Origin of the sequence: Xenorhabdus budapestensis (assembly GCF_002632465.1) — a bacterium.
GTDB lineage: Bacteria > Pseudomonadota > Gammaproteobacteria > Enterobacterales > Enterobacteriaceae > Xenorhabdus > Xenorhabdus budapestensis.
The window spans coordinates 218,377-239,677 of record NZ_NIBS01000005.1; the positions used below are offsets into that span (position 1 = coordinate 218,377).

The 21,301-nt window shown below is 40.5% G+C and carries 17 protein-coding genes and 1 rRNA gene; 10 read left to right on the plus strand and 8 right to left on the minus strand.

Annotated elements, in window-relative coordinates; translation table 11 throughout:
* Positions 1-53: 53 nt before the first annotated feature.
* The 7 genes from aroK (at position 54) to trpS (ending at position 6,299) form a co-directional block, all read left to right on the plus strand.
* Positions 54-575, plus strand: coding sequence for a shikimate kinase AroK (gene aroK / locus Xbud_RS07495; protein WP_038260059.1), 522 nt, complete (start codon positions 54-56; stop codon positions 573-575).
* A gap of 45 nt (positions 576-620) precedes the next feature.
* The gene (gene aroB, locus Xbud_RS07500) at positions 621-1,709 is read left to right on the plus strand and encodes a 3-dehydroquinate synthase (RefSeq protein WP_099135476.1); all 1,089 of its coding nucleotides are present in this window, start codon (positions 621-623) and stop codon (positions 1,707-1,709) included.
* Between the two features lie 200 nt (positions 1,710-1,909).
* A complete protein-coding gene (locus Xbud_RS07505; protein WP_099135477.1) occupies positions 1,910-2,905 on the plus strand; it encodes an SPOR domain-containing protein in 996 nt (331 codons plus the stop codon).
* Positions 2,906-2,990: 85 nt separating this feature from the next.
* A complete protein-coding gene (dam, locus tag Xbud_RS07510; protein ID WP_099135478.1) occupies positions 2,991-3,809 on the plus strand; it encodes an adenine-specific DNA-methyltransferase in 819 nt (272 codons plus the stop codon).
* Positions 3,810-3,866: 57 nt separating this feature from the next.
* Entirely contained in the window at positions 3,867-4,541 is a 675-nt protein-coding gene (gene rpe, locus Xbud_RS07515) for a ribulose-phosphate 3-epimerase (protein WP_099135479.1), read from the plus strand.
* Positions 4,542-4,555: 14 nt separating this feature from the next.
* Positions 4,556-5,260, plus strand: a complete 705-nt coding sequence (locus tag Xbud_RS07520; RefSeq protein ID WP_099135501.1) for a phosphoglycolate phosphatase — start codon at positions 4,556-4,558, stop codon at positions 5,258-5,260.
* Positions 5,261-5,264: 4 nt separating this feature from the next.
* Positions 5,265-6,299: a tryptophan--tRNA ligase gene (gene trpS / locus Xbud_RS07525; protein ID WP_099135480.1), complete on the plus strand. Its 1,035-nt coding sequence runs from the start codon at positions 5,265-5,267 to the stop codon at positions 6,297-6,299.
* Positions 6,300-6,370: 71 nt separating this feature from the next.
* On the opposite strand, the gene Xbud_RS07530 is transcribed toward trpS, so the two are convergent.
* The 3 genes from Xbud_RS07530 to sodA form a co-directional block, all read right to left on the minus strand.
* Positions 6,371-7,558 (minus strand): TcdA/TcdB catalytic glycosyltransferase domain-containing protein, encoded by a 1,188-nt coding sequence (locus tag Xbud_RS07530; RefSeq protein WP_211283499.1) that lies wholly within the window; start codon positions 7,556-7,558, stop codon positions 6,371-6,373.
* Between the two features lie 356 nt (positions 7,559-7,914).
* Positions 7,915-8,586 (minus strand): 6-hydroxyaminopurine reductase, encoded by a 672-nt coding sequence (gene yiiM / locus Xbud_RS07535; protein ID WP_099135481.1) that lies wholly within the window; start codon positions 8,584-8,586, stop codon positions 7,915-7,917.
* Positions 8,587-8,758: 172 nt separating this feature from the next.
* Positions 8,759-9,385, minus strand: a complete 627-nt coding sequence (sodA, locus tag Xbud_RS07540; RefSeq protein ID WP_099135482.1) for a superoxide dismutase [Mn] — start codon at positions 9,383-9,385, stop codon at positions 8,759-8,761.
* 393 nt (positions 9,386-9,778) lie between these two features.
* Here sodA and acs point away from each other — a divergent pair, with 393 nt between their 5' ends.
* The 3 genes from acs to Xbud_RS07555 all read left to right on the plus strand — a co-directional run bounded on the left by acs (position 9,779) and on the right by Xbud_RS07555 (position 13,888).
* A complete protein-coding gene (gene acs / locus Xbud_RS07545; RefSeq protein ID WP_099135483.1) occupies positions 9,779-11,734 on the plus strand; it encodes an acetate--CoA ligase in 1,956 nt (651 codons plus the stop codon).
* A gap of 181 nt (positions 11,735-11,915) precedes the next feature.
* A complete protein-coding gene (locus tag Xbud_RS07550; RefSeq protein WP_099135484.1) occupies positions 11,916-12,227 on the plus strand; it encodes a DUF485 domain-containing protein in 312 nt (103 codons plus the stop codon).
* A complete protein-coding gene (locus Xbud_RS07555) occupies positions 12,224-13,888 on the plus strand; it encodes a cation acetate symporter (RefSeq protein WP_099135485.1) in 1,665 nt (554 codons plus the stop codon). Before Xbud_RS07550 ends, Xbud_RS07555 begins: the two co-directional genes overlap by 4 nt.
* 39 nt (positions 13,889-13,927) lie before the next feature.
* On the opposite strand, the gene Xbud_RS07560 is transcribed toward Xbud_RS07555, so the two are convergent.
* The 5 genes from Xbud_RS07560 to rrf all read right to left on the minus strand — a co-directional run.
* Complete coding sequence (locus Xbud_RS07560; RefSeq protein ID WP_099135486.1) at positions 13,928-15,127, minus strand: DUF3322 domain-containing protein; 1,200 nt, start codon at positions 15,125-15,127, stop codon at positions 13,928-13,930.
* Between the two features lie 11 nt (positions 15,128-15,138).
* Complete coding sequence (locus tag Xbud_RS07565; RefSeq protein ID WP_244589877.1) at positions 15,139-18,507, minus strand: ATP-binding protein; 3,369 nt, start codon at positions 18,505-18,507, stop codon at positions 15,139-15,141.
* Positions 18,497-19,348 (minus strand): DUF4194 domain-containing protein, encoded by an 852-nt coding sequence (locus Xbud_RS07570; protein WP_099135488.1) that lies wholly within the window; start codon positions 19,346-19,348, stop codon positions 18,497-18,499. The genes Xbud_RS07565 and Xbud_RS07570 overlap by 11 nt, the downstream gene beginning before the upstream one ends.
* 30 nt (positions 19,349-19,378) lie before the next feature.
* A complete protein-coding gene (locus tag Xbud_RS07575) occupies positions 19,379-20,839 on the minus strand; it encodes a DUF3375 domain-containing protein (RefSeq protein WP_099135489.1) in 1,461 nt (486 codons plus the stop codon).
* 365 nt (positions 20,840-21,204) lie between these two features.
* Positions 21,205-21,301 (minus strand): 5S ribosomal RNA (gene rrf / locus Xbud_RS07580); the annotation flags it as partial.

Below are 21,301 nucleotides of genomic sequence, written 5' to 3' on the forward strand. Positions count from 1 at the left end.
TCTGATTGGCGGGGCGGGTTATCATTAACAAATATCTTAGTAATACCAAAAACATGGCAGAGAAACGCAATATCTTTCTGGTTGGGCCTATGGGTGCCGGCAAAAGCACTATTGGTCGTCAGTTAGCTCAGCAACTCAATATGGAGTTTTACGACTCTGATCAAGAAATTGAGCGACGTACCGGAGCTGACGTGGGCTGGGTATTCGATGTGGAAGGCGAAGAAGGCTTCCGTGAACGCGAAGAAAAAATAATTAACGAACTGACTGAGAAACAAGGCATTGTATTGGCAACTGGGGGGGGTTCAGTTAAATCAAAAGAAACCCGCAATCGTCTGTCTGCCCGTGGTGTGGTCGTCTATTTAGAAACAACCATCGAAAAACAGTTAGCTCGTACCCAGCGCGACAAAAAACGCCCTTTACTTCAAGTTGATGCACCAGCCCGTGAAGTTTTAGAAAATCTGGCTGATGAGCGCAATCCTCTTTATGAGGAAATTGCTGACCTGACTATACGTACAGATGAGCAAAGTGCCAAAGTTGTAGCTAACCAAATTATTGAGCTATTGGAAAAAAATTGATCTTTGCGGACTCGCTCCGCAACGCACGATAAGGCGAAAGCTGATATGGAACAAGTGATTGTTACGTTAGGTGAAAGAAGCTATCCGATTACCATCGCCCAAGGGCTGTTTTCCAGCAGTGAAGCATTCAAGCCCCTGCAATCTGGTCAGCAGGTCATGATAGTGACCAATGAAACACTGGCACCCCTGTATCTTGAACAGGTAAAATCCACATTGCAGAGTATGGGTCTTCGGGTAAATGAAGTTATCTTGCCTGACGGTGAACAATACAAATCACTTTTTGTGCTCAATGATATATTTTCTGCCTTACTGGAAAATAATCATGGTCGTGACACAACGCTTATCGCTCTCGGTGGTGGTGTCATCGGTGATATGACGGGGTTTGCTGCCGCCAGCTATCAACGCGGTGTTCGTTTCATTCAGATACCCACCACTCTACTCGCTCAGGTTGACTCTTCCGTTGGTGGAAAAACAGGGGTCAACCATCTCCTTGGCAAAAACATGATTGGGGCGTTTTACCAGCCAGCCTCCGTTGTCATTGATCTCAATTGTTTAAATACCCTGCCAGCCCAAGAGCTGTATGCAGGTTTAGCGGAAGTGATCAAATATGGCGTGATCCTGGATGGTGAGTTTTTTAGCTGGCTTGAAGACAATATTGAGAAATTACTGGCTCTTGATCATCAGGCAATGGCTTACTGTATCCGTCGTTGCTGTGAATTGAAGGCATTTGTCGTCGCAACAGATGAATATGAACGCAGTGGAATGCGGGCTTTATTAAATCTCGGCCATACTTTCGGACATGCCATTGAAGCGAACATGGGTTATGGCATCTGGCTGCATGGTCAAGCTGTCGCGGCGGGTATAGTGATGGCTGCACGGGCTTCTGAACTTGTTGGAACATTTTCCAGTCAAGATACACAACGCATTATCAACTTGCTGAAAAGGGCAAAACTACCCGTTCACGGCCCGGCAGTAATGTCCCCTGAAGATTATTTACCTCACATGATGCGTGATAAAAAAGTGTCTGCGGGTAAACTTCATCTGATTTTGCCCAAGGCGATCGGGAAAGCAGAACTTCGTTCTGATATCAGTACAGACGTCATATTAGATGCCATCCGACGTTGCAGAGAATGATCCATCATTCTCCGGTTATTTGTTATAAAATAGCTACATTGACAGATTTGCCTGATAGCTTTCAAGTTGCCACCAACAAAGAGGCAACTTGAAAGATAGAGGGTATAATACATTATCAGTTTTATTATCGGTTTTAGTTAGGTCAGGCTGCCAAACCTATAGAATAGTAATTGGCAGTATTATCTCGATTGGGAGGGCATATGGACGAATTAAAATCAGAAAATAAGCAAGAAACAAAAAATGAATTTAAACCTGATGCTTCTGATCGCCGCCCTCAGCGATCACGAACTCAAAACCAGCGCCCAAAGCTGGCAGTATCACGCCAACAAATGATGATTGGGGTCGGTATACTGGTACTTTTACTGCTGATTATCACTATCAGTTCTGCTCTGAAATCCCCAACTGAGCATGAAAAACAGCAATCACAGAATTCAGTCGAGAAAAGTATCGATCTGTCGGGCTCTCCATCATCTTCTACTAACACGCAAACGACTAATGCGCAAAATAGTATGCAGGAAAATCCATCTGAACCTGCCACATCGGCACCATCAACGAATCATCCGCGCGAAATCGGTATGCCACCAATCAACAGTACGCCTAGTCAGGATCTCGCTCCTGCAACAACCGGAATCGGTGGCTACAACCAGCGCATAGAGTTACCTGGCGATATTTCTGATACTTTGAATCAACAACAGAGCAACATTAACAATACCGTACAAAAAAATCGGTCATCATCACAACCGGTTCCATCACAAAATAACCCGGTAAAACAAACGGTAACACCGCCAGTAGAACAGAAAAAAACTGAAAAGGTTGCACCTCCCAAAATAGGAAAAACAGACAAGCAGCACAAGGAAACAGCTAAACCTGCCATCATCGATCATCAGGGGAATAAGCAGAGTGTTGCAAATGCAGCAGGTGACTTACTGAAAGTACCTGCAAATCGATTTACACTTCAATTAAGTAGCGCTAGTCGATCTGATACCTTGATCGCTTTTGCGAAAAAGAATAACCTTGCTAACTACAAGGTTTATGAAACCAAACGTAATGATAAGACATGGTTTATTTTGATCTACGGTAGCTACAACTCCGCTTCTGAGGCCAAAAAGGCAATTTCTTCACTCCCTACAGGCATTCAGACACAAAAACCTTGGGTAAGAAAACTACAACAGGTTCATCAAGATCTGAAAAAATAAAACTATTTTTATTAGGCGCTGATATGCTGTCCTAAACAGAGTACAATCTGCGGCTCTGAAATTATTGAATACTTTATTTGACGGCATGAAAAAAAAACGCGCTTTCTTAAAATGGGCCGGTGGAAAATACCCCTTGGTGGATGACATTAAACGTTATCTGCCAGAGGGCGAGCGCTTAATTGAGCCATTTGTTGGCGCAGGCTCGGTATTCCTGAATACCGATTATGATTCTTACATCTTATCAGATATAAATAGTGATCTAATCAACCTGTACAACACAGTAAAATCCAGTGCGGATGAATTTATTGATCATGTCCGTCCCTTATTTTTACCAGAGTTCAACACGTCTGAGATCTTCTATCACCTGAGAGAAGAGTTCAACAAAAGCAAAGATCCATTCTATCGCAGTGTGTTGTTTCTGTATCTTAATCGCCACTGTTATAACGGCCTTTGCCGCTATAACTCACGGGGCGAGTTTAACGTTCCTTTCGGGCGCTATAAAAAACCTTATTTTCCAGAAAATGAGTTGTACTGGTTTGCCGAAAAATCCCAGAAGGCCTCCTTTATCTGCCAACATTACGGAATTGCACTAACTAAAACGTTAAAAGGCTCAGTCGTTTACTGCGATCCGCCGTATGCCCCTCTTTCAGCAACGGCAAATTTTACAGCCTACCATACAAATAGTTTTAACCTCCTGGATCAGGAAAATCTGGCGCAGCTCGCCTATAACCTCTCGTCGCAACAGGGTATTCCAGTGCTTATATCCAATCACGACACGCCGGTGACACGGGAATGGTATCATCAAGCTTCCCTTTACATTGTTAAAGCCCGCCGGACAATAAGTAGAAATATTCTTGCCCGCAGTAAAGTTGATGAACTTTTGGCGTTATACTGCCAGAAGTGATTGAGGTTTCCTGCCCCTGAAATAACGGGGATAAACAATGAATTGGAGAAGAGAATAATGAAGAAAGATTTTCTGATTGCCCCATCCATTCTATCCGCAGATTTTGCCCGTCTGGGTGAAGATACCGCAAAGGTATTGGCAGCAGGTGCTGATGTTGTGCATTTTGACGTTATGGATAACCATTACGTCCCGAACCTAACAATTGGCCCGATGGTCTGTCAGGCTCTGCGCAATTATGGTATTACCGCTCCGATTGATGTTCACCTGATGGTAAAACCTGTTGATCGCATTATCCCCGATTTTGCCAAAACAGGTGCAACCTATATCACTTTCCATCCCGAAGCGAGCGAGCATCTTCACCGAACGTTGCAACTGATTAAAGATCATGGTTGTAAAGCGGGTTTAGTTTTCAATCCGGCAACATCTCTCAGCTATCTTGATTATGTTATGGATAAACTGGACGTCATTTTGTTGATGTCAGTTAATCCTGGTTTCGGCGGTCAATCTTTCATTCCAGAAACCCTGAACAAACTGCGTCAGGTACGCAAACTTATTGATGAAAGCGGATACGATATTCGCCTTGAAATTGATGGTGGTATCAAAGCCAATAATATTGCCGCAGCAGCTCAGGCCGGGGCGGATATGTTCGTCGCAGGCTCCGCTATTTTCAGTCAACCTGACTATAAAGTAGTCATTGATGAGATGCGCCGTGAATTATCAACAGTAGCATAATGGCAGACAACATGATGGAAAAAAATGTAGTTAAAAACATTCGGGCCATTGCATTTGATCTGGATGGAACGTTGGTCGATAGTGCCGGTGGCCTGGCTGATGCTTTAGATCAGGCTCTGATTGCCAAAGGACTGCCCACAGCAGGAAAAGAACGCGTTGCGGTTTGGGTGGGTAATGGCGCAGATATCATGGTTGAACGCGCATTGAAATGGGCGACGGTGGAATTTACCCCAGAGTTGCACAGAGAAACCCGCGAACTGTTTGATAAATTCTATAAAACCACAGTCACAACAGGCAGCAAACTCTTTCCTCATGTCAAAGAAACTTTGGCAGAGCTGGCAAAACATAACCTTCCGATGGCGATTATCACTAACAAGCCAACACCTTTTATTGCGCCATTGCTGGAATCATTAGGTATCAGTGAATACTTTTCACTGGTGCTGGGTAGTGACGATGTTAAACAGAAAAAACCGCATCCGGCACCACTGTATCTGACAATGGGCATATTTGGTTTACATAAGGAAGAATTGCTTTTCGTTGGTGATTCACGTAATGATATTTTGGCTGCACAGGCAGCAGGTTGTCCTTGTGTTGGCTTAACCTATGGATATAACTATGGAGAATCTATAGCATTAAGTCGCCCAGATTATATATTGGACAATTTCTCGAATTTAATCCCAACAATTGGACTATCAACTTTGAACTTACAGGAAGCGTAATAAAATGAATGAACCCACTGCAATGAAACCAAACGCACAAAAACCCATTGTATTCAGCGGCGCACAACCCTCCGGTGAATTGACCATCGGTAACTACATGGGGGCGTTACGTCAGTGGGTTAAAATGCAGGATGAATATGATTGTATCTACTGTATCGTTAACCAGCATTCTATTACCGTACGCCAAGATCCCGAAGAACTGAAAAAACGCACACTGGATACGCTGGCGCTTTACCTTGCTTGTGGCATTGATTCAAAGAAAAGCACCATTTTCGTTCAGTCACATGTTCCACAACATACTCAACTGGCTTGGGTATTAAATTGTTACACCTATTTCGGCGAACTCAGCCGCATGACCCAATTTAAGGATAAATCAGCTCGTTATCCAGAAAACATTAATGCAGGTTTATTTGAATATCCTGTCCTGATGGCTTCTGATATTTTGCTTTATCAAGCCAATCAGATCCCAGTTGGTATTGACCAGAAACAGCATCTTGAACTGACCCGTGATTTAGCACTGCGCTTTAATGCCTTATACGGCGACATTTTCACTGTGCCAGAACCATTCATTCCGAAAGACGGTGCACGCGTGATGTCATTGCAAGATCCGAATAAGAAAATGTCAAAGTCAGATGATAACCACAATAACGTGATTGCCCTGATGGAAGATCCAAAATCTGTTGCCAAAAAAATCAAACGTGCAGTTACCGATTCCGAAGAGCCACCTCGTGTACGTTATGATCTGGAAAATAAACCTGGTGTTTCCAATTTGTTGGATATACTTTCTGGCGTCACAGGTAAAACAATTCCTGAATTGGAAGCCGAATTTGAAGGAAAAATGTACGGCCATCTGAAAGGTGCAGTTGCAGATGCAGTATGTGAAATGCTGGCAGGTTTACAAGAACGTTTCCATCATTTCCGTAATGATGAAGCTTTACTTAACCAAATCATGGCAGAAGGTGCCGCTAAAGCACAGGCTCGTGCTCAGGCGACTCTGGATAAAGTCTATGAGGCGGTTGGATTTATTGCTCATCCGTAATAATTTTATGTGCATGCCAAAGGGTTGGTATTGATACCCTTTGGCATATGAATTACAAATTTCATTTAGGTTTATACCCATTTTAATTTTTTTAGTAACATCCTGATCTCAGCATCTCCCAAAATAAAATTAGATAAAGAAGGGAATTCTGCATCATCATAGCGAAATCCCCTTTGTTGTATCATTGGCTCTCTTGTATTCCTCCACTTTCCGTGTGCATCAACTTTTTCAAAAAATTCCGTTCCATTTTTTTCAAACCTAAGATGTACAGGAACTTCAGGTTTTCCTTCTCTGTTAATTTCTTTTAAATACTCGTGATATACTCTTGGTCCTGTATTATTGACAGCAGCATCAAAACGAAAATCAGGAATAACACGTGATGCACACCATGTATCTTTTCCCCAGTCTGGATATTTTCTACTTACACCTTCCCATCTGTCAATTTTAGTATTTTTATCAAGAGAACTAATTGGTTGCCCCGGATTAGCAAAGTTTTTTAGTTGAATCATTTGGTTTGGATAAATTGGTTTTATTATATGATGTGGTTTAATTATTGGTATTCTTTTATTTATATCAATATATTTTTGATTGAGATTAGCTTCTATTTTATTATTAATAATACTTAATATTTTAAAAACTATAGTTGATTTAGTAGGTGCCGCAAGAATAGCATTCCCTGCAAGATAACTACCTTTTTTCCATGCTTTTCCATTAGCATCACCGAAAGCTATTCCTGATGGTGCATTAATATTTTTAAATTTAGCCTCTTTATTAATATTATCAAAACAGGTTTTTTTATTAAAACGGATACCTTTCACTTTAACATCAACATCCAGATAAATTCCTCCTTCTGTATATAAAATGACAAGACGTGCAATATCACTAGCCAATGCATAATTATGATAATACCCATTAATATTACGATAAAACATCGACTCTAAAATAAAAAAAGCCCCACCTAATGATTTAAAAGCCTCTCCTATATCTCTAATAAAAAAATTATTTTGTTTTGTTAGAGATCTATCTTTGGATTCAAAATATTCTCTCTGTACCTTATCAAATTCACATCCAAAAACTTCACCTAAGCCAAATTTATTTAAGAGAGAATCAAAAGTTTTTTTGATTAATGATTTATTATTTACCCATAAATTAAGGCTGAAACCAGGGTTTTCCACTTTCATAGCAATAATATTTTGTAAATTTTCTTCTGATATTTTATTACCCGCCCAAAAATAATGAATTTTCTTTGGTACACTCATAAACCACCCCTTAATATAACTAATATTTATGGCTACCTATACTTCTATGGTTTAAATCATCCACATATAAATCATATTCTAATAATACGAGTACTTATTTTGTGATAAATATCACATTAAAAAACATCAGTCTTTTTAACCTTTAATCATAAACAAGTTAATAATAATCTTATTTTATCAACAAACATTTTAATATAGAATATTGATAAATTAATTTTATATAAAAGAAACAATATAATAATTTGAAAGAGCAGAACAAAATAGAAAAAATAAGTATAACGATAACAAAATTATTGTTATCGTCCACTACAAGAAAACAACATATTTTTTAATTAAAATATATATCAGTAAATAAATTATTTCCCAAATAAACGACGATTGAAATCCTCTATTTTTCCATGCAATATCCGCTTTTGCATCGTTAGATTCCAGCTAGCAGATAACCCTGCTGCACCCATTAGACGTTGGTATTGCTCTCCATCAAATGGGCTATGAAAAGCAATGGAAATAGCATCCTTAACAGAAACATCACTATTTCGACTGAGTAATTTTAGTGGTTCAGCAGCACTGACAAAATCTGAAGAGATGACCCGATATAACCAGCCACAATACCCTTCATCTTGCATCATGGCTGCAAAATTCGCAATTCCAGTAATAAGATTAAGTTTGTAGCAAGGAGAGCGGGGCTGTGTCACCTGAATAATTACCTCTCCCCACTGGAAAATATCCCCAATAAAAACATTCTCTTCTGTCATACCCTCCGTTGATATATTTTCACCAAATAAGGGAGATACAAATAATTCCACTAATTCAGGAAATTGCCTTTTCCAAAAGAGGTAATGTTCCATAGGGTAATGACAAAGCGCGCGATCAGGACCGCCATGAAAACGAGTCTCTGCCTGTTCATCACCTTCCAGACCAAGAGAGGTAAGCTGTAAACGGCCATTCACCAACAGTTTGTTGATTGCACTGAAACCCCACTTTTCGGAAGATGTTATTTTACCTCTATATACCTGTGGGTAATACATTTCTATTTCTCCTCAATAGACTAATATAAATATTATCCTGACCGAATAAACGCGGCAAGCTTCATCTTTTGCCCTTTGAGAGAGCATTGTGAAAGGTCAATATCTCTGCTACAAGTAAAAAAAATGCTGACCCCACAGTGATCAGCATTATTAAGAGAGGGATTTTTAGAACTTATTCCATTTTTTCTTCGTAACGTTTTGCCGCTTCTTCCCAATTTACGACATGCCAAAATGCCTTAATATAGTCGGGACGACGGTTTTGATACTTCAGATAATAAGCATGTTCCCATACATCTAATCCCAAAATAGGATAACCAGAAGTACCGGAAATCTCTTCACCCATCAATGGGCTATCCTGATTTGCAGTAGAAACAACTTCAAGTTTGCCATCTTCTTTTAATACTAACCAGGCCCACCCAGAACCAAAACGAGTTGCGGCTGCTTGTTCAAATTTTTCTTTAAAAGCATCAACGCTACCAAAATCGCATTCTATCGCGGCTTTTAAGGCACCAGATAAAGTTGTCCCTAATTTCAAACCTTCCCAGAACATACTATGGTTTGAATGACCTCCTGCATTATTACGCATGAAAGTACGTTTATCCTCAGGAACTTCATCAAGCCGCTGAACGAGTTCATCAATCTCCAGACAGGCTAGTTTTGGACAGGATTCTAATGCAAGATTGGTATTTGTAACGTAGGTTTGATGGTGTTTGGTGTGATGAATAATCATCGTTTGTTTATCGAAATGCGGTTCTAGCGCATCATAAGGATATGGTAGAGAAGGTAGTGAATGGCTCATGTCATATCTCCAGTTGTTTAAAATATATACACCTTTTATTTATTGGGTATGAGGCTCACACCTTGTGAACTGCAAGATTATTATAGTGAATTAAACAACAATGAAAATGATTATCAATTCCATGTTATAACTATGGTTTCCTTTCTCTTTCGCTTTTTATACATTTCTTAGATAAAATAACTGAATAAAATCCATTAGTTAGTGTATTTATTCAAAAAATAAAATTATTAATGGTAGTTAATTTTTCACAAATACGCCGCACTAAATGATCATCTCATGAAATTCATTCTTTCCAATGCGTGATCTTCCGCGCAAAAAAGAAACAAAAATTCTTCTTACACTTTAGTTAACCTTGTTTTGACATAGTATTAACAATTGCAAGGAGATAAAAATATGACTCAAATAATCAAGCATCCTATTCCTGCTGACATCGCAGAAACAGCCCTGATAAACAAGCAACAATATATGCAAGACTACCAATGGTCACTACAAGATCCTGAAGGGTTCTGGGGTGAGAAAGGTAAGATACTGGATTGGATAAAACCTTATACAAAGGTTAAAAACAGCTCTTTCGACCCCGGACACATTAGTATCCGCTGGTTTGAAGATGGGACACTGAATCTAAGTGCTAACTGCCTTGACCGTCATTTACAAGAGCGTGGTGATCAAACTGCCATTATCTGGGAAGGAGATAATCCCGCTGAATCCAGACATGTTACGTACCGAGAGCTATATCACGACGTCTGTCAATTCGCTAATGCTTTGAAAAAACTTGGGATTAAAAAAGGTGATGTCGTCGCTATCTATATGCCAATGGTGCCGGAAGCGGCCGTTGCCATGCTGGCTTGCGCCCGGATTGGCGCAATTCACTCGGTGATTTTCGGTGGTTTTTCTCCTGATGCAATTTCTGGTCGGGTTATCGATTCAAATGCCAAGTTAATTATTACTGCTAATGAAGGCATACGAGCCGGACGAACTGTTCCACTGAAAAAAAATGTCGATGAAGCACTGAACAATCCAGCCGTGACAAGTGTTACCAATGTTGTTGTTTTCAAACGTACAGATAATGCAACAAGCTGGCAGACCGAACGTGATTTATGGTGGCATGAATTAACCAGTGGGATTAATGCAGACTGTCAGGCCGAAGAGATGAATGCAGAAGATCCGCTATTTATTCTTTATACTTCCGGCTCCACAGGTAAACCCAAAGGGGTTCTGCATACCACTGGGGGTTATCTGGTCTACGCATCTTTGACGTTCAAATATACGTTTGATTACCGCCCTGGTGAAGTTTATTGGTGTACAGCCGATATTGGTTGGGTAACAGGTCATAGTTATCTGTTGTATGGCCCGCTATCTTGTGGTGCAACATCCGTGATGTTTGAAGGTGTACCGAACTATCCTGATGTGAATCGCCTCAGTCAGGTTGTCGATAAACATCAGGTGAATATCCTCTATACCGCACCAACTGCCATTCGTGCATTAATGGCCGAAGGGGATAAAGCTATTGAAGGAACCAAGCGTATATCATTACGCATCATGGGTTCTGTAGGCGAACCCATCAACCCAGAAGCCTGGGAGTGGTATTACAAAAAAATAGGCAACAGTAGATGCCCTATTGTCGATACATGGTGGCAAACGGAAACGGGTGGCTTCATGATCACACCATTACCTGGAGCAACTGATCTCAAAGCAGGATCAGCTACTCTGCCATTCTTCGGCATTAGCCCCGCATTAGTGGATAACTCAGGTGACATTCTGAGTGGTGAATGCGAGGGAAATCTTGTTATTACAGATTCATGGCCGGGGCAAGCCAGGACTCTGTTTGGCGATCATGATCGTTTTGAGCAAACATATTTTTCTACCTTCAAAGGGGCATATTTCAGTGGGGATGGTGCCAGACGTGATGAAGACGGCTATTACTGGATTACTGGCCGCGTTGATGATGTGCTGAATATTTCAGGCCATCGATTGGGTACTGCAGAGATTGAGTCGGCTCTGGTCGCTCATCCTAAAATCGCTGAAGCAGCCGTTGTTGGGATCCCTCACCATATTAAAGGACAAGCTATTTACGCTTATGTCACATTAATTCACGGTGAAGAACCTTCTCCTGAGCTGTATAGCGATGTCAAAAATTGGGTACGCAAAGAAATCGGCCCGATTGCAACCCCTGATATTCTTCACTGGACAGATTCTCTACCCAAAACGCGTTCAGGAAAGATTATGCGACGTATTTTGCGCAAAATCGCTTCCGGTGATACCAGTAACTTAGGAGATACTTCCACTCTAGCCGATCCTGGCGTTGTTGAAAAACTACTAGAAGAAAAGCAGTCCATGGCTATGTCTTAGCATATGCCGTAAAACACCCATGCCGCTGTGGGGCGGCTTGGTAACGTATCATCAAAAAGTGCAGAACTGCTCAGGGACGTGATAAGTAGTCATGAATTCCTCCGAATACGGCTGCTCCGTATCTGATAGTCCTTAATGTGGCCTAAGGTACGTCCTTTAACATTTAAAAGGAGAAACTCTGATGAATACCGATATTTATCAAGATGTTGAGAATAATCCTCGCTTTAAGGAATTAGTTGAGAAGCGCGGACGTTTTGCCTGGTTGTTGTCCATCATTATGTTAATGCTTTATGTTAGTTTTATTTTTCTCATTGCTTTTGCCCCCGAATGGCTTGGCACACCTCTTTATGAAGGCTCCAGCGTAACACGTGGTATTCCTGTTGGTATCGGTATTATTTTTATTTCTTTCATATTAACAGGGACTTATGTTGTCAGAGCAAATGGTGAATTTGATCGTCTGACATCTGCTATTCTCAAGGAGGTGGGAAAATGAAAAAGCTTCTCCTTTCAACAATACTGCTATTTTCTTCCCTCTATCCTATCTTAGCCCAGGCAGACGCCCTTTCAGGTAATAATGTAGAAAATAAACCTTTGAATATTCAAGCCATTATCATGTTTCTGTTGTTCGTTGGGTTCACGCTTTACATTACTTATTGGGCATCAAAACGAACAATTTCTCGTTCAGATTACTATACTGCCGGGGGGCGGATCACGGGTTTTCAAAATGGTATGGCCATTGCTGGGGATTATATGTCAGCAGCCTCTTTTTTGGGGATTTCCGCATTGGTTTATACCTCCGGTTATGATGGCCTGATTTATTCCATCGGCTTCCTTGTTGGCTGGCCAATTATTTTGTTCCTGATCGCTGAAAGGTTGAGAAATCTTGGACGTTACACATTTGCTGATGTCGCTTCTTATCGATTAAAACAGCGTCCTATCCGTACCTTGTCTGCAATGGGATCGCTGGTTGTTGTTGCATTATATCTGATTGCACAAATGGTTGGAGCCGGAAAACTCATCGAACTACTATTCGGGCTGAATTACCACATTGCTGTTGTTTTAGTTGGTATTCTAATGGTTCTGTATGTACTGTTTGGTGGCATGCTGGCAACGACGTGGGTTCAGATTATCAAAGCAATTTTATTGTTGGCTGGAGCAACATTTATGGCTTTGATGGTGATGAAAACCGTGAATTTCAATTTTAATACCCTGTTTAAAGAAGCTATTGCCGTACACTCACACGGGCAGGATATTATGAGTCCAGGTGGATTAGTTTCTGATCCTGTATCTGCGCTCTCTTTAGGATTAGCGTTAATGTTTGGTACTGCTGGCTTACCACATATCATCATGCGATTTTTCACTGTTAATGATGCTAAAGAAGCCCGCAAAAGTGTTTTCTATGCCACCGGTTTTATTGGTTATTTCTACATCCTAACCTTTATCATTGGATTTGGTGCAATACTGTTGGTCAGCCCCAATGCTGCATTTAAAGATCCAACCGGAACATTAATTGGTGGGACTAATATGGCCGCAGTCCATCTTGCAAGTGCGGTTGGCGGTGATTTCTTCCTCGGTTTTATTTCTGCTGTCGCTTTTGCCACGATTTTAGCTGTTGTAGCAGGGCTAACATTGGCTGGTGCCTCAGCTGTTTCTCATGATCTCTATGCAAATGTGATTAAACGGGGACAAGCCAATGAACAGGATGAGTTAAAAATCTCCAAAATTACTGTCGTCTTCCTGGGAATTATCGCTATTGGATTAGGTATTTTATTCGAAAAACAAAATATTGCTTTTATGGTCGGTCTGGCTTTCTCCATTGCAGCAAGTTGTAATTTCCCAATTATTTTATTGTCAATGTATTGGAGCAGGCTGACAACACGTGGAGCTTTGGTTGGTGGATGGCTGGGATTAATGATAGCCGTCGTATTAATGATCCTTGGCCCAACAATCTGGGTTAGTATTCTTGGTCATGAAAAACCAATTTATCCTTATGAGTATCCAGCCCTATTTTCTATGATTGTAGCATTTTTCGCTGCATGGCTTTTCTCCATCACAGATACATCAGAACAAGGTCAACTGGAAAGAGAAATGTTCCGTAAGCAATTTCTGCGTTCACAGACAGGAATTGGTATTGAACAAGGAAATGTACATTAGCATTAAATACTAAAATTCCCCTGCCCTTTTGGGCAGGTTCTATTTTGTTAACCAAATAATGAGTTGATGTTTAATGTAATCTGATGACAAACGTTCTTGTTCCAGACGAGAAGATTGAAAGCAACCGGAAAGCAGACCATTAAACAAATTAGTTTCTTCTTCACTAAGAAATTCAGGAACAACTTCAGTTGGTGTATCTTCAATTCCCATTCTATCTTCATGGGTTTTAACAGTGTTAATATCCATCATTATTGATTCTAATTTGGTACACTTTCCTCTGGCGTTACTTAAGAAAGTTAGCCCCCATGTATCAATATCTCCCCAGTATCCGACATGTTTTTTCTTCAACCATAGGGCATCCATCCAGGCAATATTTTTCCCTCCCCCAATAACGGCCACCGTATCCAGCATATCAGGCAATGCTAAGCCTGATTGCAGGTTTTCCACCACCAGGATATTTGATGCCGGTAATTCATACTCTTTCAGTAATTCATAAGGTAATTGGAGGATGGGTAATCCTCCCAGTGCGTCAACAACATGAGGACAAAGTGGCCTGATTGTCAGCCAGCCTTTAGGATTTGTCTGACACCCTAGCCAATCCACCAACCCGCCAACCTCAGAAACTGCGCCGCCATGAAGTATATCAACAAGTTCCTCCAACAAGAGCAGGTGACTCTCCAAGAATTTGGTATCAATACCAATTATAGGCAGCGCCCGTAGATATTGCCCTTTCCCTAGCCCTTGTTTTAATTGTGGAAGTAATTTCGCCAGTAACTCCGCTTCTTTCAACGTGATTTTTTCTACGATATCGATATTTTTGACTAATGCCGGATAAAGTACTTCATCAATGTGTAAAAAGGGTCTCATATTTCTTTCCCATATCACACTTCGGCGGATGGCGTCCTTACCTAAAAACTTTATCAGTTGTTGCATGGATTCAATCACAACCCAAATTGGAACAACTTGCTCAGATAATTCACGAAATTTTTTACTCGACCACAACACCATTTCTTGGTGGGGAAATGATTTCCATTCACTGACAACTAGCTGAAAATGTGTCAAATCCGATAATGCAAAAGCACCACTGGGGGGTTTTAAGCCAATACGAATGGGAAATGGTTTAGCTCCCAATAGACGTGCCTTTAAGGAAGACAGGTTATCCCATTCCCTTTTTCTGACGATCTCTTTCACCTGAGTGGGTAATAATCCCCAGGAATATGTGTGTGGTGTTTTTTGCATATTTTTACATGTCAGTTTTCAATCTTAATGCCAAATTCATGCATTTCAGTTTCTAGTTTGTTTCTTTTTTCCTCACTCATGATCCTGTCAATTTCTTCCCAGGTAACTTCACAAAGGTGACTATCATGATTTTCCTGATTTCGTTCAGCAATTAGTAAAGAACGCGCTGATTCTCTTGCTAAATTCAGGTTTTTATAGGGAGTAATCAAATTAACGTGAATGTAAAGTTCCCTGAATACACGAAGTACACGCCGGCTCACAGACTCCGCAGTATTTGAAAAAGCTTCATCCAAAAAAACAGTGCAATAAACTGGCCTGTCATAACCATCCGGGGTTAATACATACGCTAAACTCGCGGCCACAATTGTGGCAGCAAAAGATTCTTTTTCTCCTCCCGATTTACCACTGGATGATTCCAGTACGTCACGAACCTCACTAGTCGTAGCATCGATCTCTTCGGCATAAAATGCTATCTGATAACGAGGATCAAGCAATCGCAGGCTTTCCAATGTGGTGAATGTCCCGGAAGAGCTGGCTTTATCAAGAATTGAAACCACATTACAGAGTTCACGGAATCGCCCTTCATGATCATCGCTTGTCACTTTACTCAATACTTTCAGTAAAAGCCGATCAAATTCCTGAACATGTGGGTATTTTTCCCTTTTGCTTCCCAGCCTCAAATAAGTACCTGAGCGAAATTCTGTACGCTTTAATACCTGATTAATAATATCTATCCGCTCAAGAATATCTTCTCGCTCAGATTCAAGTTTCGTTTTGATAGTTGCCATTGACTGGGTGGCATGTTTATTTAGTCGTTCGATAAATTGATCTACCAGATTCGGCAAGCCTTCACTTTCCAACTGTTGCAGATGATTAAGGTAGTCAGGCAAGCTGCTAATATCGGTTTGCCAGTCCACCGCATAAATCTGCCACTTTTCATGGGATCTAAACGAAGCCATTATGCTGACAGAGGATTTTTCCGCCCGGTTTTTATTGTTACGGCTACTTTCCAGTTGGTGTTCCAGTTTTTCTTCAATCTGAGAAACCAATTCTGATTCCCGATCCAATACATCCGCATATAGCTTACCCACTCGAGTGGTTAGCCACTGCCGCGTGATATCGGATATCCCCTTTGATGCTTTGGCCTGTGCTTTTCTCCATTCCCCTTTGGCCACATTTAACGTTGAGTTAACCGCCCCTGATTGTTCGTTAAACCCTTTTAATATTGACTGGATCTGGAATAACTGTTCTTTCGCCGATTTCCAGCGTTCCATCGCTTTTTCAAGTGAATCACTGGATTGTTCCAGTACTTCCAGATCTCTTTCCAGGGTTGAAAGTTTGTCATACCAGTAAGGTGCATTGATATCATCCCATCGATAATTCTGCACTTTTTCCAACAATATTTTGATATTAACAATGGAATTTAACGCCTCTTGTGCTTCTTTGACCTGCTTTTCAATTACAGATAACTGCTGTATGAAATTATTTTTGTCATGATTAAGGATGGCTAAACGCAATTTATTTGAAAAACCTAAATACCAGCGTCTTCTATCATCGATCCGGTACTGATCTTTTTTCTCAAAACGCCCTTTATCCATGTGCATTAATCCTTGCTGCGTCATTGAATACGATGTTTTGTCTAACTCTTCCGTATTATCAACACATTGCAGATCAAAGCGCAGGAGGTGGTGTTTGAGCCATTCCCGATAAGGATGTTCCCGCCATGCTAATTTTCTTAAATATCCATTCAGCTTAAACTCGACAACGTTATCCTGAATCTCAGTGACAACCTGGACTCTCACATGCAAGCCAGTATGACGGGCATTCAGCCAGCGTGTCACCATTGGGTAGCGGTGCTGTGGGATGGCAAGCGTTGTGCGCAGCCCTCCCAGAGCCCTTTCTATTGCCCCCTGCCACGCCTTTTCATGCTCCTGAACATCAATTAATTCTCCAATAAAGATGCAGTCATCTTTGTTTAATTCAAGGGAATTAACCAATTCATCCCGGAGCTGCTGATATCTCACATCAATATTAGAGTTAGGTCTTGACTCTATTTCGCTGATTTCCTGAGAAATATGCTTTATTTTTCCCTGTAACTGACTGAATTCTCCACTGATGGTACCAAATTGTTGCTCATATTCTTCCTGCTCTGCCTGAATATTGGCAGACCTGCTTGCAACAGTAGATTGGTTCTGAATAAATACGGTATGTTGCAACGTGGAAGGAAGGTCAAGTGCCTTAACATTGTCCTGATATTGTGAGGATTCCCGAATAATCCTTTTTAATTGATCTTTAGTATGCTGAATCTCTTTGCGAAGTGATTCTATTTTAATACCACCAAGCTGGAGATATTCTTCGTGTCTTCGTTCGACCAACTCATGAGTATCCCTTTCTTGTATCTCAGCCTGCTCTATTCGCTGGTGAATATTTTGCAGTTGTGCTTCAATCTCAATAATTTTTTCATTCCACAATTGTGTGAAAATTTCACCCAAATAGGCAGGCAATTCATTTTTCTCTGCTGTCAGTTTTTCCAGATCTTTTATTGATTTTTCCAGACTAGCATTCAGCTCTGGTAATTTAGCCAGATGATCCCTTTGTGCTCTGGTATCTACAAGTTGGCTGTGTATAGCAACAAGATCGGAAAATTCTCCCACTATCTTTCTGGCATCATCCTTAACGGTACTGGGTTCAAGGACCAATTCACGAATTAACTCTGTCAGATCATCAATCTTTTTTAAACCCAATGCCCGTGAAAGCAATGCCGGGGCGTTTTTATTATCCATATATAAGAGCTTTCTATATAACTCCTGATATTCAGAGAATCGGTCATCACAACATGTTATGGTAGGATCAGTACGGAGCCACTGTTTGAGGGCCCGCACATTACCTTCACCAAATGCATCAAGAACTTCTTTCAGTATCAGATTTCTTTTGGCAATGGCGTAAACCCGTGTCACATCTGACAGGGAATTGGTTGATTTACTGTTCCAAAAAAGCGCTGCCAGTGTGATTTCTGTACCGTCATCACTCCGATATAATGCTCTGAGCCCGGTAACTACGGCAGATTCACGTTTACTTCTAACTCTTGTGCCAGCACCATCATGAGCAGAACCAAAACTACCCCGCATATAGGAAATTAAAGTTCGGTCAGTACGATCTCCCTGTGCTGCTGCAACGTTGAATGTCGCCCTGCCTGCGGGGAGCAACAAAGCCATCAATCCATCTATAAACGTTGATTTTCCTGAACCATTATCCCCCGTAACTAATGTTCCCACCTCATCAATCCGCGCGGTGTGCAGTCCATTGAATGAACCCCAGTTATATACGGAAAGTTCAGCCAATCTGATTTGGTTCGTATGCATTAATGAGTTAGTCAACATAGTCATCTCCTGTTTCACCATCAATATTTATGTCACTACTCTTTTTGCCGGGAGCTATACCTTTTTCATTTACCATGTTGAGATAATCGGCAAGCATTTTTTCGAGAAACTCAGCATTAACGACATAACGAATGATTGGAGTAATTTCAAAACGATCATCACTTCCTCGTACCGAACTCAATATTTTTTTATTCACCATTTTGGTCAGGGCACCATTGAGTTTTTTACAATCAGATTTGGTGCTATTGGTTAATGGCAGAAATGGAGTCAGATTGGATTCAATTCGTTCTATATCGATGATAATTTTTTGTTCACCTGAAGATTCCCGATCTTGAAAATGTTTTCTAAGTATCAACAATAGTAACGTGTCATATAGAGAAAGCGTTCTCCGGCTAATGATAGACAATGTCTCTTCATCATCATCCATCCCCAAAGATTTTTTGTCTTCTTCATCATTAATATTTGCGATAAACGCAACCCCGACTCTCTCATCCAGAACTAATTTCAAATAAATTTCTGATAAATATTTACGAATATTATTTTGATAGCGACAAAGAGATGCAAAAAGCTTTATTTTCTGTGAAGACAATATGACACCATGACGCAATAAAGTGACTAATACCTGACGCGCTTCAACAGGCATGCCTTTATCATTCGCCGTATCATTCAATAAATCAGAATGACGGTTATCTTCTCTCAATATATGATCATCAGGAAGCACTTCCCCAAATGAAAAGTCTGCATTTAACTCTGTGTTAGGAGTATTAGAGGAACGCTCTGACTGTGTATGATTTTTTATTAACTGATCAAAAAAACTGGTTTCTTTCTTATATCTATTCATAGTCCATCCCCCACTTTCTAGCCAGATAATTTAAAGGACTAACTCATCTAAATTGTCGGGAAATAAATCGGCACTCAAAATAAAAGTTGGAATAGATGCCCGCAAATGGACACCTTGTTTATCCTTGATCTCTACTGATTCGTTTTCTTCCAATGACACCATGCCTATCGATTTTGCCACTCTCAAATAGGCAACTAATTCTTCCAATCCTGCACCAATAGGGTTATGAATCACAATAGAAGCTATCGTCATTGGCCCATATTTTTTTAATGTAGCCAGGATCTTTTCAGCAATTAACCTGACTTGAACTGTATCAAGACAATCCAACATCTGCGTACTTGGCAACTTAGAGTTTAGATTTTCCTCAACACCAGAAGTATTGAGTTTTTCATCAGGTAACTTGAGTTGCATACTGTCAGGAGAGTTTATTATTGCTGTCCCGGTAGGCAGTAATAGGGTTGTTTCTGTTTGTAAGTTACATCCTGCGTTTTTTAGTTCAACAGCCAGTTTTTCCAATCGATTAAGTAATCGCTCTACTGCCCGATTTTCCTGAGCATAACCACTTTCTATGTAAGCACGTAAGCTTTCTTCTATTCGGCGCCTGATCTGAAAAACCCTTTCACTCTCTCGACTCAGTTCTCTCATCAATCGATTGAGAAACTGTTGCTGCTGAGTAGTTAAATGCTTTGCAACCGGACGACTTAAAATACTACGAAGCTGTTCCCGCAATTCTGTTGTTCTGTGCTGATCACATAGCAAATGGAAAAAGCTTTCAAATGCACTACCTGCGTCAGTTTGGAATAATAAATTTTCTTTCTCCAACACGGAAAGAAGAATATTTCCTTTTGTGGAATCTTCTTCAATAATTTGAATTCGAATGTTTTGATCTAATCGACGGACTTCATCTTCAACACGGCGAAAATCCCCGGTTAAAATTGATGCCAAGTGATAGATTTCACGGATTCTTTCTCTTTGTTCCGCTACAGTTAATTCAATAACAACACCAGAATGCAATGCGTCAATTTCTCTTTGTATTTCTGATATTCTGGATTTTAAAAGCGTGATACGTTCATTAACATTTGAGTTAATTGCTACTGCAAAATCCCTAACTGCATCCTGAACAATTCTCAGATGAGATGCTGTTGTTCCTGAATTATGTTCATCAAGCCCTTGGACAAAACGAATAGCAATTTCACTGGCATCCGTTTTGGTCAAGACATCATTCATTTCTCGCAGCCAGCCTTCTTTAATCCATTTATTAAGATAAGTCCCCGCTGATGTTTCTGTTTTCCAAATATCCAATTCCCGGAAACGGATTAATTCTTCATCAAGTAATATTCGAGCCTGGCTGAAGGGAGCTTCACTGTTTTCAGAAAACAAATCGCTTAAAAAAGCTAAAATGTACGGTGCATTATCAGCTCTTAATAGTTTCCAGGCTACATTATCCCGAAAAAGACGACTGTATTTTGCTTGTAACCCTTGAAAATTCAACGTTTATCCTTTTATTCAGTGATATACAATCATAATCGATCGTAAGAACACAGATCATAAGGTTAACAAATATATTGTATCTAAAATATACATCCGTTTTTACCACAAAATTGGACAACAAAGAAATTAATTCACTATTAAAGAACAAATTCTGAATTTAATAACTAATGTTAGCAAAGTTGCCAAAGCAATTAATGTCAGTAAATCAACGATGAACAGATGGATTCATCAATTAAGGTAGGACCGAAAAGGGAAATAGACCACGGCGGTACTCATGGGGAATAAGGAAAGGTATATGGCCCAACTTTGCTGAGCAAACGCAAAAAAGCCATCCGGGGACGGATGGCTTCTCTGACTGAATTGATGTCTGGCAGTGCCCTACTCTCACATGGGGAGACCCCACACTACCATCGGCGCTACGGCGTTTCACTGCTGAGTTCGGCATGGGGTCAGGTGGGACCA